Here is a 12,623-nt window from a genome sequence, read left to right as displayed (position 1 = left end):
CTACCCGAGGGCCGGTGCGGCTACTCCTGCCGTTCGCCTGCGGCGGGGAAGACCCAGCTGCGCAGGGCGACGAACCGGATCAGCCCGATGAGCCCGGTGACCGCCGCGATCAGGCACAGCTGCGGGCCGGTGCCGATGTCGCCGACCAGGGCGTGCACCCCCGCCAGGGCGAGGGAGGTGGCGACCAGCCCGATGCCGGCCAGCCCGCCGCCCTCCCACTGTGCGGTGAACCAGGAGACGCGGCCGCCGGCGTGGAAGGTCAGCCGCCGGTGCAGCTCGTTGGCCAGCAGCGTGGAGGCGATCGCCCCGGAGAGGTTGGCGGGCTGGTCGCCGAGGGGGCCGAGGCCCACGAAGACGGCGGCGTACAGCGCGCTGGACAGGCCGCCGACCACCACGAAGCGGGCGAACTGGGCGACGGCGTCGTCCTGGCGCAGCCGGACGGCGGCCGCACGCAGCAGGGAGGTGGCCCGCCGTCGGCCGGCCGTGACCAGCAGGTGCCCCTCGTGGACGCCGCTGATGGCGGAGCGGCGCAGCAGGGACGGGCAGGTCACGCGAGGTTCCTCTCAAGGGCGGTGCAGGGCCTGGACGTGGTCAGGACCATGCTCGGGCATGGAACCCGTGTGACGCCTGTGAATTCCCGGTGCGTCGTGCAACTTCCCATGAGGTCGGTCACCCGTCGAGCTGCCAGCCGTTTCCCAGGTGCGCGTCAGGCGCCCGTCAGGTGCCCACGCCAGCGTCGGTCCATGCGCGATCCGGAGCGTCGTTCCTGGTTGTTCGACCCCACGCTGTCCGGGGTGCTGGTCCGCGCCCACCGACCCCCGTCCGGCGGCGCCGCGACCCAGGTGGTGTCGGACGTCCTCTGGGCGGAGGTGGTGGCCCTGCTGCGCTGGGCCGAGGCCGCAGGCACCTGCCGGCCGGAGCTGGTGTCCGGTGTGGCGTGGCGGACCGCCGCCGCCAGCGCCGGACTGCTCGCCCGCCTGCCCGGGCTCTGCGCGGAGCTCGGGCAGGAGTACGTGCTGGAGCCGCCCCCGGAGGTCGACGGCCCGGCGTCCGCCCGGTTGCGGCACGCCGCGGACCGGCTGGCCGCGCGGCTGCGGACGACGGCCGGGGTCGAGGCGCTGCCCGCGCTGGCCGGGGAGGTCGACGCCGTCGGCGCCGCCGCGGTGGCGGTGGTGGCGGAAGAGATCGACTGGGCGGCCTTCCGGTGACGACGGCGGGCACCCACCGGGGCCTGGAGCTGGGCCTGGCCGGCGTGCTGCTGCTGGTCGCCCTCGTCACGCTGACCCCGGCGGCCGCGGGGGTGACCTCCTGGGCGGACCCGGTGGCCGAACTGCGCTGGTACGCCACGGCGGCCGAGCGCCCGGGGGTCGCGGTCCAGCTGGTCGGGAACCTGCTGCTGCTGGCCCCGGCGGCCGTGCTGGCGGTGCTCCGCTGGCCGGCGCTGCGGCCGCCGGCCCGGCTGGGCACGGTGGCGGTCGCCGCCGGAGCAGCGATCGAGCTGCTGCAGTGGCAGCTGCCGCTGGGGCGGGTGGTGTCCCCGGTCGACGCCGCCCTCAACGCGGCGGGGGCGGTGGTGGCGGGGCTGCTCACCGCGGGCCTCCTGGCTGCACTCGCCGACTCCCGGATTCCGGCGGGCTCTGCCGGGTAGGGGAGGGCGCATGAGCCTGCTGGGTGTGCTGGACCGCCTGTCCGAGGTGTCGAGGTTCGACGAGCAGCTGGAGGCCGCCCGCAAGGCGGTCAACGGCCTGCTGCGGCCGCAGGGGTTCAAGGACCTGCTGCACGGCAGCTGGCTGGGCCATCCGGTGCACCCGATCCTGGCCATGGTGCCGGTCGGCACCTGGGCCTCCGCCGGGATCCTCGACCTGGCGCCGCCGACCCGGCCGGCCGCCACCGTGCTGATCGGCACCGGGGTCGCCGCCAGCGTGCCGACCGCGATGGCCGGTGCGGCCGACTGGTCCGAGCAGGACGACGACGTGCGGCGCCTGGGTGCGGTGCACGCGGTGGCGAACGTGGCGGCCCTCGGCCTCTACGTCGGCTCGCTCGTCGCCCGGGCGAAGGGGCGAGGTGGGCTGGGCCTGGCGCTGGCCTACAGCGGACTGGGCCTGGCGAGCGGGTCGGCCGCCATCGGCGGGCACATGTCCTACGCGCAGGCGGCCGGGGCGAACCACTCGACGGCGACCGCCCGGCAGATGACCACCGACTGGATCGACCTCGGGCCGCTCGACGACCTCCCCGAGGGGCGCCCCACGCTGCGCACCGGGGAGGGGCAGGGCACGCCGGTGCCGATCGCCGCCGTCCGGCGCGGCCCGCGGGTCGACGCCTTCGTCGGCGCGTGCGCGCACGTGGGCGGCCCGCTGGCCGAGGGGGAGCTGGAGGAGGTGCACGGCAGCACCTGCCTGGTGTGCCCGTGGCACGGCTCCGCGTTCGACCTGGACAACGGGCAGCCGCGCCGCGGCCCGTCGGCGGTGGCCCAGGAGAAGATGGAGGTCCGCTACGAGGCCGGGCGCGCCTTCGCCCGGCTGCCGCAGCGGCACGTGCAGAAGTGACCGCCCGCGGCTGACGAGGACGGGCTGCGGCTGCAGGAACTGCTCGGCCGGGTGTGCTGACCGGCGCTCGTGGGCATCGGCGGTGGATGTTCTTCTTCTTCTCCAACCGCCTCGGCTGCCTGGGCTCCCTGCTGGTCAGCCTCGTGGTGACCGCGATCCTCGTGCTGCTGTTCATGGCGATCTTCTGAGGCCCGCGCCGGTCGCCACCTCGCGGTTGTGCGCCGACCGTCGGTCCGCCGTGGAGAGACTGACGGCGGGTGCGCAACGGTGGGCCCCGCCGGCGGTGTCTCTATCCTCGGCCCGGGACCCGTTCCGCGTCCCGGGCCTCTGGTGGATGCAGAAAACCCCCTTCACCTGCTACTTCGCATGCGGTCCGAACGGTCCATCACTGTCCTGCTGGGACGCCGCCGCCCGTCGGACGGAACGCATGTCGACTGGGCCGGGAACGGTGATCGGTTCCCACGCGACATGGGCGCTGACCGAAGACGTCGCTCCGGAGGGCGCCCCGCATCGCTGCGCGGCCCTGTCATGAGCCGGGACTAGCGGGTCGGGTTGGGGCGGCGCGCAGGCAGGTCGTCCAAGCGCGGACGCGGGGGTAGCGGGGTCTTGTCCTCGTCCACGATCTTGAGGATGTGGCTGTAGAAGAACAGCACCCTGATGGTTCGTAGAACGATGAACGCCGTCGCGCCGATGACGACCCACCGCGTCCAGTCGGCGTTGTAGCCGGTCTGTGCGACGTACGCCGCGATCAAGATGACGACGCCGACGACCGCCGCCACGGCGGCACCTCGGAACTGCTTGAGGACTCGAGCGCCGTATGCGGCGCGGAGCAGCGTCATCGTCGGGCCTTGGTTGCCGGCGTACACCGCAAGGGCGGCTGTGGCGATGCTCGCGACGATCGACAGGGGGGCGATCAGGCGTCCGTACAGCTCCACCCGGGCTACGTCCGAGAGGTGGCCGAGGACGTCGGCCCCGGCGAAGTACTGGGCGAGGCCGAGTAGTAGGCCCACGGTTATGAGGGCGCCGACGTAGTCCAGGACCGGTCGTTCGAGTACGAGATCCTCGATTCGGTCACGAAGCCTGCGTCTGGCCGCCATGCTCCGGAGGCTAGCCATCCTCGGGGACAACCTGCTCGATTCGATCGCGCCGCCGTGCAAACGCGTCCACGAGCGCCTCGCTCGCGCTCCACGGCTGCGGCCCCAGCTCGGGCTCAGGAACCTCGACCTGCACGGTGATCGCCAGGGCTTGTCCGAGGAAGTTGTGGCTGTGCGGCGCCCGGCTGTCCTCGGTGTAGTAGGTGGCGACCACCCCAGTGCCTTCCTGGTCCACCAGCTCGCTGTAGACGTCGTCCTCCAGAAGGAAGCTCAGCTCGTCCCGAAGTTCATCAGAGGCATCCTGGTCCGAGATGTCGATCTGCAGTTCGATGGCGATCCGGCCCTCCCGCTGCGCGCGACTGTGGATGAAGCGTCCCAGGGTCGTGGTGCGCTCGTTGTAGACCCTTCGGGCGACCTCTGCCGGGAGCTGTACCGCCAGCTTGCCCACGGAGTCCGCCTCGGCCAGCCGCTTCAGCCGATCGGTGTCGACCACGGGCGCGAAGGTGATCGGCGCGAGAGAGCGGGCCGACCGCCACGTGTTGATGCTGGCCTCCACCGCCGTCATACGCAGCCCGCTGGTGAAGGTGGCAACCAGGTTGCGCTCGAAGAAGGCGAGGAACTTCGGCTCCGCGAACTCGGTGTCGTCGTCGGGGAACCGGTGCTCCGAGTAGGTGCCGCCAGGGGAGACGTAGTTGAAGTTGGGCTCGCGATGGACCCGATCGATGACGATCAGATCGGTCCGCGGTCGAGCTCCAGCGCCGGCGGCGGGGCGCCAGACCCGTCCTCGTGCACGGAGCCCGTACTCGTTCCGCCAATGCTCGGTCGCCCCTGGTGGGAGGGACGCGACGACGTCGAAGAAGTGCTTCTCCACATCGATCGGCTGCAGGCGCTCGCCGGCGTCGCTGAGGATTTCGTAGAAGCGGACGCGCCTGGAGGACATGCTCACGGAGATCAGTATCGACGCTCGAGCGTTCCTGTGACGGGACGGGCCGGAGGGGGTCGTCCGGACCGCGCGACATCTAGAGGGGCGCCCCTCTACGCGGCGAACGCCCGCGTCGTCGCCGCTCCAGTCCGGCTCGAAGCCTGCTCCGTCACCTGGGGCAGGGGAGCTACTACCGGCGTCCGGAGAGCCGGACGGAGGAGCCCCTCAAGGCCCTCGCGAAGAGCAGCTCGGAGAGCGGTGAGGAGTCCACGGCTCCAGCGACGCGCTCGTCGCCCGCATCCGCCGGATGCGGATCGCGCTCGACAAGGTAGACCGGCTCATGGACGCCCTCGAGAAGGAGCTGGACTCGCTGAGCGACGACCTGGGGGTCGCCGCCTGACGGAGTCCGAGGAGGAACGGCCGGCCGGCCGGCCGAGGACGAAACCAGCGTCCTCGGCCGGCCGGCGGCGTCTCTCCAGCATTTCACCGGCTGGTACCCACGCCATCCTCCGCCGAGTCCGCGCACGTCTCAACGCTGGCCAACAGAGCTTCCAGCTGACACAGCCTGATACCGACGTCCGCTTACTGGCAGACCTCGATCGAGTCCATCGTGACCCTGACCGGATCGCCAGGGGAAACCCCAGACCGAACGCCCGTGACGACCATCATGCGCACCGGAGAACCGAACTGGCATGTCTCGCCGTCTTCGCCGTCGACTCCGGGAGGTCCTGCGGGCCCTGCCGGTCCCCGATCGCCTTGAGGGCCGGGAGGACCGGGCGCAGCAGCTTGCTCTGCCACTGAGTCGAGCCGCTCATCGACCCTGTGTAGGGCCACGCCCGCCACGGCAAGGCCGCCGAAGAGCACCACGTTGCAGATCAGCGAGGCGATCATCAACGACCTTCGGGACTTGTTCTCGCCCTGCGCGCGCGGCTCCTGGCCGCCTTCCATGTCGCCGCTCGTGCGGCCAGCCAGTTCCCCGACGTGGACGCCTGGTGCACTGGAACCCAGATCAGTCACTGCGCTCCGCTCCGCTCTCACCGACGGTGGTCGTCGAACCATCGGCTGCTGGGGTCGCGTCCTTTACTCGGGTGGTCGGCTGGACCGGGGCGGCGACAAGCTCCCGTGAGCTCGCCTGCGTGGCGGGTGCATGGGTGGCTACGGCGGCTGATCACCTCCTCTGTGCCGGAGCCTGTCCCCGTCGCGCCCGGTGGCTGCTCATCACCTCCTTCGATGCCATCGGCGCGCGACGTGCGTCCGCGGCGGCGCGCCGCGCGGTCTGTGCGTCTCTGTGGAGTTGTCTGCGGCCATCGCTATGGGGATGAGCCGCAAAGGGCCCGCCCGAAGGCGGTCCGGGCGTGACGCCGGCGGTCACCGGCACGAGACCGGACTTGGAGGTCTGTGCGCGGTTCCTGGCTGCTGCGCAATCACCCGCCGACGAGCCCGAGAACGCACGTGATCGGGGGTGCGGGCGAATGCAGCCGCGGGGATCGCCCGCACCTTGCCCCCGTCACACACCCGACCAAGGGAGACGACGTGGGGCGACGGGTAGCCGCCAAGAGCACCCCGCCGGCGACGGCCACGGCGACAGCCGGGCCACCGCTGGCCGACGCGATGGCCGCGGTGATTGCGCAGTGGCGCGACGAGCGGTTGATCAGCGAGCAGACGATGCTGCGCGCCACCGAGACGGTCGGCCGGTACGTGCGCCGACTGGAACGCACCGGTGTGCACCGGTTCGGGCAGGAGCGGCCATCGGACGCCGCGGCGTTCGTGCACGCTCCGACGCGGGCCGGGCTACCGCCGGAGCTGGCCACCATGCACGCCCGGCGCACCTGTCTGCGGATGCTGTACCGATCGCTGCGGTCTCGTGGCGAGTACGACGGGGATCCCACGCTGGACCTGGTGCTGCCGCCGCGCGGCGTGCTCGCCGCACGACCCCTGACCTCCGACGAGGCGGCGCTGTGCCGGATGTCGAGCCGGATGGGCGTGGGAGCGAAGACGCTGCGGCTGGCGGTCTGCTGGGCGCTGGGGGAGACCACCGCAGTGTCCAGCGAGATCAGCGCGCTTCGGATCCGCGACCTGGACCACCCGCACCGACCCGCGGCGGTGCAGCTGCCCGGCACACGCCGCCACGACCCGCGCACCGGGACGCTCACCGCGTGGGGCCAGGCCGTGCTGATCCGCCACCTGGAGACACTGCATGCCTCTGGTGCTGCCCCCGACACGCTGCTGGCCTACCGCGGCGCGGCGAGGCCCGGTGGGCATGTCGGGCAGGCCAGCGTCTGCAATGCGCTCGGCACCGTCCTGGACCTGGCCGGGCTGAACGCGGAGCCGGATGTCCGCCCGGCGTCGCTGCGGCACTGGGCTGGCCGCGAACTCCTCGATGCGGGCGCCCCGATCGAGGAGGTGGCCCGCCGGCTGGGTGCACGCAGCCTGGACTCCGCCGCCGAGGACGTCGCGCTGGCCTGGCGGGAGGCGCGATGAGCCGCCCGCGTAGTGCTGTGCCCTCGACCGTGGAGCAGGTGCGGGCCGTCATGCGCCACCGGCCGATCTACGAGCTGGGCGCGCTCATCCCCGCGGATCCGCCGGTGGGTCGCCGGCCTGTGTACCCCGGCTACCTGCTTATCGCCTTCGGCGTGCTGGCCCGGATGACCCGTTCGGGGGCGAAGCTGGACGCCGAGCTGCGCACCGGCGGCCTGTGGCCGCTGATGCAGACCGAGGCCGCCGCCATGCGGGACGAACTGCCTGACGAGCTGTGGGCGCCGCCGGGGGACCGGCCGCCGACGTGGGCGGCCTGGCAGTACGCCCGCAACACCCATCTCACCACCGACGAGGCGCTGGCTGAGATGCACCGGCTGTTCATCGCCGGCTCGGTGGCTCAGGCACGCTCCCTCGGGCTGCTGGATCCGAAGGGCCCGGGGTCGCTGAACCATCCGGCCCGGTCTCGCACGGTCTACGGCGACGGCACCGTCGTCCGCTCGCTGTACAAGCCGCCGACCGTGGTGTGGATCGACGACCCGGAGACGGGGGAGCGGGTCCGCCGCTACCGCGACAAGGACACCGGCGAGCTGGTCGACACACCCACCCGCCGCTACGACCCCGACAGCGCGGAGTGGCACGGGCATACCGGCCCGGTGCACGGCACCAACCTGGTGGTCGTCTACGCCCGCGGCGACGCGGCGTTTCAGCGGGTCGTGCTCGCGGTCGGGCGGGCTGAGCGACCCGGGCGGGAGGCTGAGGCCGCTGTGCGGCTCATCGGGGAGGTGCATCGCGTCGCCGGCGCCGGGGTGCAGGCGGTGGTCTACGACGGCGCGCTGCGCGGCGTGCACCTGGAGCAGCTGATGACGCGGCACGGGCTGGTCGTGGTCAACAAGGTCGCCGCAGCTCCGCTCAGTGACGCGGAGAAGGCCCAGCGGGGCGGGATGAAGGCCGTCAAGAGCTACCCGCTGGGCAACTGGGAGCACGACACCGACGACGGCGCGTGCACCCACACCCTCGCCGCCGTCGATGGCGCGGTCGCAGAGGTGACGCTCGACGACGCCGGTGACCCGGTGGTGACCCACCGGCTCATCCGCCGGCAGGTGAAGCGCCCCCGCCGTGGCAACGGCAACTACCACTTCTCCGCCGCCTTCGTGGTGCCCTGCGCCCGGGGCGACTTCGACGCCTGGATCACCCCGCATGGTGAGCCCGGCGACCCTGATGCCCGCCGTGCCGAGAACGTGCGGCTGATCGCTGAAGGCGAGGAGGACTTCGCCCGGCTCTACGGGATCCGCAACGACTCCGAGGCATTCAACAGTGCGTTCAAGCGGTCGCTGCTGGTGAACAGGGCGATGAGCTTGGGCTGGCGCCGCCAGCTCCTCGACGCGGTCTGCTTCGCGTTGCTGTCCAACGCCGTGGTGGCTCACCGAGCCGCACAGTCCGGCCTGGGTGCGGTGCGCCTGACCCAGTGGCGGCCTTCGGCCTAGGCATGTCTCTCAAGTGCGGGTCCAGGCGAGGACAGCGACCAGGACGACGGCACCGCGGTAGATGAGTGCGTGCTTTTCGTATCTGGTGGCCAGGCCGCGCCACTGCTTGAGGAGGGCGAATGTGTCCCGAGAATCGGGTCAAGCTCCACGTCCCTGAACTACCAGTTCAGGTGAGCGCAGGTCGCTAGTGTCCCGACCGTGATTCGTGTACGCCGCCGGCAAGCCGAGGACGTGCCCGTCATTGTCAGTTGGGTACCCGACGCCGCGGCGCTTCACCGGTTCGCAGGGCCACGGCTGACCTGGCCGCTCACCTCGCAGCAGATGATCAACGGCGCGGCCGAGAACCGCACAGCCTGGGTGATGACCGACGGCGATGAGCCCGTTGGCCACTTCGAGTTGACCTCGATCGGTACCAGCGTCCGGTTGGGGCGTGTCCTGCTCGATCCGGTGAGACGAGGTCGAGGGCTGGGTAATCAACTGGTCGCCGCAGCACTGGAGCAGGCCAAGATTCTCGGCGCAAGCGAGGTGCGACTGAACGTTGTAGCGGACAACGTGGTCGCCTGGCGTGTGTACGACCGTCTCGGTTTCACCTCGTCGCCACAGCAAGATCGCACCGACATCTTGTCGATGATCCGCCCGCTGTAGCGCAACGTGAGTCGGTCTTGGGAGACACGTCCTAGAGGCCTGCCTTGGTCGGCGGCACGGGCACGTCCGGGCCGTAGCCGTGTGCAACGACAAAGGCGGCGATCGACCCGTACTTCTCACGGATTACGGCCGTTTCGGCGACACGGTCGTGCGTCTGCACGAAGAAGCGAGTCGGCTTCGTAGCTTCGCCGCATCCACAGAAGCACCAACCGGTGGGCGTCAGGTCAGTCATAGCGAGACGCTCTCACGCAAGCGGCCTGTCCCTGCCGCCGTCGTTGCGGCCGCGGTCTGCCGACGAGGTCGGGGCTACTTCGTCGGTGTCATCGGGCGGAAGGAGCCAGGACGAACTCGTTGACGGCGGACGAAGACTCCGGCTTGTCCTTGGAGCCGCCTTGAGCGATGTGGGTGGTGGCACACGGGCCCAGGGGACAGGCCCTCGGTGGAGCTTGTCAGTGCTTCGGGTCGGCCTCCCCGGTGTCGGTCTGTGTGTCCTGTGCGGGTGGTTCGGTCAGGACGCCCGCGATGAGCGTTGCGGTGTCGGCCACGCTGAGCCGGGGCGGGTCGCCGCTCCACAGGCCCAGGGCCAGGCGGCGTGCGGAGTCGCTGGGTGCGGCGGCCAGGAACGCGGCGTACTGGCCGCGCTGCTCGAGGTAGGCGACGGTCCGCTCGTGCCACTCCGTACCGTCCGGCCGATGGCGGAGCTCGGCGGCCGCCTCGGTGTGCGCGGCGGCGACGTCTGCCCAGCTCGACCACCTCGCCGCGATGGTCCGGGTCGCGTGGACTCTTGAGCAGCCCTCTCCTACGGGGCTGAACGGCGAGCACACGGGCAGCAGGAGGAAGGCGACGCGGATGCGTGCGCGCCGGCCGCAGGTCGGGCAGCGGTCCGGGTGCGGGCTGGGGGGACTCACGCCGACCGTGCCGCCGTCGGCGCCCAACTGCCCCGGTGCAGGCGCGATCCACTCGATGGCACCCTGGGGCCGCTTCTGCCAGCGCCACCGGTGCTCACCGGCGGTCAACTGTGCCTCGGGTGGCGTTCTCCGCGGCCGGCAGCGTGCAGCCCCGCACTGATGACCACACGGCCCGGTGAAGAGCCTTCGGTTGGTGGAGCGGGCAGCCGGGGTGCACCGTCAGGTCTCGTGTCTGCCAGCGGGGATGCACCGGGCGGCCGCGCCGGTAGAGAGTGACCACCTGCAGATCTCCGTAGGGGTTCCCGGACGCCGCCCTTGCCGGGCCGGGCGGAGCGGTGAGCAGCGCCATGGCGGTGCGCGCAGTCTGCAGCGCGACGTGGCCCAGGCTGTCGGTCCAAGCTCCCTCGTAGGTCGGATGGGAGCAGCCCACAGGGGTGAGCTGGGCGCCGGGCCGGGCGGGCGGCCAAGGCACGGTGCGGGCACCGCGGTGCAGCTGCAGACACTCCCAACAGCCGCCACCGGCGGCGGGCAGGGCCGTGATCGCCCCTCCCCAGGCGCCGGCGGTGGCCGATGCGATCAGCAACGGGGTTCCGGTGACGCCCAGGTGCGCCGCGAGGTAGCGGTTGACGGCCGGGCTCGCGCTGCAGTCGATCACCAGGCTGCTGGTGGCCAGACCGGACAGCTCCCGGCCACCGTCGGCGCCCAGGTAGCGAAGTCCCGTCGTGAGGTGGAGGTGGGGGTTGACGTCGATGAGGGACAGCGCGAGGGCCAGCGCCTTGGGGGTGCCGGCATCCCGCAGTGTCAGGAGCTGTCGGGCGCCGGTGGCGGGGTCGTGCCGATCCCCGTCGATGAGGTCCAGGCCGCCGACGCCGGCGCGGGCCAGCTCGAGGGCGACGGGGCCGCCCAGGGCGCCGACGCCGACCACGGTCACCGTGGCCGCGGCGAGGCTGGTGGTGTCACCGGGCAGGCGGGCGGTGAGCGCGTCCCGGTCGATGGCGTAGCTGCGCCGCACCCGCACTCGAGGCGTGCGCTGTGGTGTGCTCGCAGGCTCCTCGGTGGCCGGGAGTGCGGGCTCGTCGCCGTCGAACAGGGACAGCTGCCCATGACCAGGCTCGGCCGGCGGCGCTTCGCCGGCGGGCGGTTCGGCGGGCTCGAGCAGCCCCTCGAGGCTCCGCGGCGTGGGCACGCCGCGGGTGAGCAGCAACCACTCCTCGCGCGGCCGCCGGTCGGGGCCCTCGCTGGCCACCAGCACCGCGGCGGCGTTCGGCTCCTCTCCGCCGCTGTCATCCCCGGGGAGCTCGGCCAGCCGCTCGGTTGCCCGATCCCACAGCTCGGCTTCCCCGAGGCCCTCACCGGGGGTGTCGGGCAGGCGGACCCAGCGGATGCGACGGGCGTTGTGCCGGGTGAAGGCCTGGCTCTCCCACAACACCTGATCGTCCGGGTCCTGCAGGGTGACCAGTGCGGACACGGGAGCGATCGTCTTGCTCACGGTGATCACGTCCGCCCAGCCGCCGGGCACCTCGGGTGGTGGCATGCAGGCGGTGTCGACCAGGAGCGCCCCCAGCGACAGGCGTACCCGGGTCCAGGCCGCTTCCGCACCGGCCTCCAGCGCCAGGGTCGCCGGCCCGGTGCCGGGGTCGCGGCCGGCGGCCAGCAGTCGCGGTAGCTGGCTGGTCAGCAGCTCGGCGAGGGTGCTGCTGGCCTGCCAGTCCTCGGGGTCGGCCAGCAGGCAGAGCTGGCCGGTGAGCGGGTTGCGGTGCCGGGAGAGCCCGGGCAGCGGTTCGGGCAGCACGACCTGCGGGGCGAACCACGGGTAGGCGACCGGGTAGGCGACTCTCAGCCGAAGGGTGGCCGGGTCGCCCGGCTGCGGCGCGGGGTGCGGCCAGTCGATGTACAGCACCCGCAGCACCGGCGCGCCGACGGCATCGTCGGGATCCAGGGGGGCGCTCGTCGTCTCCTCCGACCACGTGGCGCCTGCCGCGCAGAGTGCGGCCTGCTCTGCCGCCCACACATCGGGGTAGGCCAGCCACCACGCAGCGGTGGTGCTGGCCGTCGTCGGGGCGCTCATCAGCCCACTGGCCGCGGGTGCTCGCCGGAGGGTGCGGCGTACACCGGCGGGGTCACCGCGATGGTCTCGACCACCGTCTCGTCGGTGGTCGTCTCCGTCCGGGTGGTGGACGTGGTGGTGTGCCGGGTGATGCGCCGCTGGCCGGGCTCGCCGGGCGTTCGCGGCGGCGCCGGCACGGTCGGTGCTGGCGGCGCAGTCGGTGCGACAGGCTCGTCGGCCGGACTCGGCGGCGCCTGCGCCGCGTCGTCGTCGTTGTTCTCCTCCACGACGTCCGCAGCCGACTCGGATGCGCCGACGCCCTCCGGCGTTGCCGCCGTCTGCTCCTCGGTGGGGCCCGGGTCCTGCGGGTCGTAGTTCTCCTCGGTGGGGCCCGGGTCCTGCGGGTCGTAGTTCTCCTCGGTCACTGCGCCTGTCCTCTCGGGTCGGCCGCTGCGAGTCAGCGGCGCAACCCGATTGCACCCGGCGCACCCGGGCGGGC

The 12,623-nt window shown here is 72.3% G+C and carries 14 protein-coding genes; 6 read left to right on the top strand and 8 right to left on the bottom strand.

Features of this window, described 5'->3' with window-relative positions; all coding sequences use genetic code 11:
- Positions 1–20 precede the first annotated feature (20 nt).
- Positions 21–551, bottom strand: a complete 531-nt coding sequence (locus ACI79A_RS02845; protein WP_457079719.1) for a GtrA family protein — start codon at positions 549–551, stop codon at positions 21–23.
- A gap of 192 nt (positions 552–743) precedes the next feature.
- On the opposite strand from ACI79A_RS02845, the gene ACI79A_RS02840 reads away from it, so the two are divergent.
- Genes ACI79A_RS02840 through ACI79A_RS02830 form a run of 3 tightly spaced genes read left to right on the top strand, consistent with a single transcriptional unit; the run spans position 744 to position 2,546 of the window.
- Positions 744–1,208 carry a hypothetical protein gene (locus ACI79A_RS02840; RefSeq protein ID WP_457079716.1) on the top strand — a complete coding sequence of 155 codons (465 nt, stop codon included), beginning with the start codon at positions 744–746 and terminating at the stop codon, positions 1,206–1,208.
- Positions 1,205–1,648: a VanZ family protein gene (locus ACI79A_RS02835; protein ID WP_457079714.1), complete on the top strand. Its 444-nt coding sequence runs from the start codon at positions 1,205–1,207 to the stop codon at positions 1,646–1,648. The genes ACI79A_RS02840 and ACI79A_RS02835 overlap by 4 nt, the downstream gene beginning before the upstream one ends.
- A gap of 10 nt (positions 1,649–1,658) precedes the next feature.
- Positions 1,659–2,546 (top strand): Rieske 2Fe-2S domain-containing protein, encoded by an 888-nt coding sequence (locus ACI79A_RS02830; protein ID WP_457079712.1) that lies wholly within the window; start codon positions 1,659–1,661, stop codon positions 2,544–2,546.
- Positions 2,547–3,085: 539 nt separating this feature from the next.
- Here the strand turns inward: ACI79A_RS02830 and ACI79A_RS02825 are convergent.
- From ACI79A_RS02825 to ACI79A_RS02815, 3 genes are all read right to left on the bottom strand, one after another.
- Positions 3,086–3,643, bottom strand: coding sequence for a hypothetical protein (locus ACI79A_RS02825; protein ID WP_457079710.1), 558 nt, complete (start codon positions 3,641–3,643; stop codon positions 3,086–3,088).
- 10 nt (positions 3,644–3,653) lie between these two features.
- Positions 3,654–4,586 (bottom strand): hypothetical protein, encoded by a 933-nt coding sequence (locus ACI79A_RS02820; RefSeq protein ID WP_457079708.1) that lies wholly within the window; start codon positions 4,584–4,586, stop codon positions 3,654–3,656.
- A 641-nt stretch (positions 4,587–5,227) separates the two neighbouring features.
- Positions 5,228–5,377, bottom strand: a complete 150-nt coding sequence (locus tag ACI79A_RS02815) for a hypothetical protein (RefSeq protein ID WP_457079706.1) — start codon at positions 5,375–5,377, stop codon at positions 5,228–5,230.
- 718 nt (positions 5,378–6,095) lie between these two features.
- On the opposite strand from ACI79A_RS02815, the gene ACI79A_RS02810 reads away from it, so the two are divergent.
- From ACI79A_RS02810 to ACI79A_RS02800, 3 genes are all read left to right on the top strand, one after another.
- The gene (locus tag ACI79A_RS02810) at positions 6,096–7,043 is read left to right on the top strand and encodes a tyrosine-type recombinase/integrase (protein ID WP_457079704.1); all 948 of its coding nucleotides are present in this window, start codon (positions 6,096–6,098) and stop codon (positions 7,041–7,043) included.
- Positions 7,040–8,524, top strand: coding sequence for a hypothetical protein (locus ACI79A_RS02805; RefSeq protein WP_457079702.1), 1,485 nt, complete (start codon positions 7,040–7,042; stop codon positions 8,522–8,524). The genes ACI79A_RS02810 and ACI79A_RS02805 overlap by 4 nt, the downstream gene beginning before the upstream one ends.
- 198 nt (positions 8,525–8,722) lie before the next feature.
- Positions 8,723–9,169, top strand: a complete 447-nt coding sequence (locus tag ACI79A_RS02800) for a GNAT family N-acetyltransferase (RefSeq protein ID WP_457079700.1) — start codon at positions 8,723–8,725, stop codon at positions 9,167–9,169.
- Between the two features lie 31 nt (positions 9,170–9,200).
- On the opposite strand, the gene ACI79A_RS02795 is transcribed toward ACI79A_RS02800, so the two are convergent.
- The 4 genes from ACI79A_RS02795 to ACI79A_RS02780 all read right to left on the bottom strand — a co-directional run bounded on the left by ACI79A_RS02795 (position 9,201) and on the right by ACI79A_RS02780 (position 12,549).
- The gene (locus ACI79A_RS02795; RefSeq protein ID WP_457079698.1) at positions 9,201–9,401 is read right to left on the bottom strand and encodes a hypothetical protein; all 201 of its coding nucleotides are present in this window, start codon (positions 9,399–9,401) and stop codon (positions 9,201–9,203) included.
- Between the two features lie 217 nt (positions 9,402–9,618).
- Positions 9,619–10,077, bottom strand: a complete 459-nt coding sequence (locus ACI79A_RS02790) for a hypothetical protein (protein ID WP_457079696.1) — start codon at positions 10,075–10,077, stop codon at positions 9,619–9,621.
- 94 nt (positions 10,078–10,171) lie between these two features.
- Entirely contained in the window at positions 10,172–12,145 is a 1,974-nt protein-coding gene (locus tag ACI79A_RS02785; protein WP_457079694.1) for a HesA/MoeB/ThiF family protein, read from the bottom strand.
- Positions 12,145–12,549, bottom strand: a complete 405-nt coding sequence (locus ACI79A_RS02780; RefSeq protein WP_457079692.1) for a hypothetical protein — start codon at positions 12,547–12,549, stop codon at positions 12,145–12,147. Before ACI79A_RS02780 ends, ACI79A_RS02785 begins: the two co-directional genes overlap by 1 nt.
- Positions 12,550–12,623 lie beyond the last annotated feature (74 nt).

The organism is Modestobacter sp. SYSU DS0657 (genome assembly GCF_054050925.1).
Note: the sequence above shows the minus strand (reverse complement) of the source record. Positions and strands in the feature narration are given on the sequence as shown.

What these genes read in the sequence shown, in the direction of transcription:
- ACI79A_RS02795 (WP_457079698.1), bottom strand. Translation starts at nt 9,401, where the DNA reads ATGACTGACCTGACGCCCACCGGTTGGTGCTTCTGTGGATGCGGCGAA.
- ACI79A_RS02840 (WP_457079716.1), top strand. Translation starts at nt 744, where the DNA reads ATGCGCGATCCGGAGCGTCGTTCCTGGTTGTTCGACCCCACGCTGTCC.
- ACI79A_RS02830 (WP_457079712.1), top strand. Translation starts at nt 1,659, where the DNA reads ATGAGCCTGCTGGGTGTGCTGGACCGCCTGTCCGAGGTGTCGAGGTTC.
- ACI79A_RS02785 (WP_457079694.1), bottom strand. Translation starts at nt 12,145, where the DNA reads ATGAGCGCCCCGACGACGGCCAGCACCACCGCTGCGTGGTGGCTGGCC.
- ACI79A_RS02805 (WP_457079702.1), top strand. Translation starts at nt 7,040, where the DNA reads ATGAGCCGCCCGCGTAGTGCTGTGCCCTCGACCGTGGAGCAGGTGCGG.
- ACI79A_RS02825 (WP_457079710.1), bottom strand. Translation starts at nt 3,643, where the DNA reads ATGGCGGCCAGACGCAGGCTTCGTGACCGAATCGAGGATCTCGTACTC.
- ACI79A_RS02815 (WP_457079706.1), bottom strand. Translation starts at nt 5,377, where the DNA reads ATGAGCGGCTCGACTCAGTGGCAGAGCAAGCTGCTGCGCCCGGTCCTC.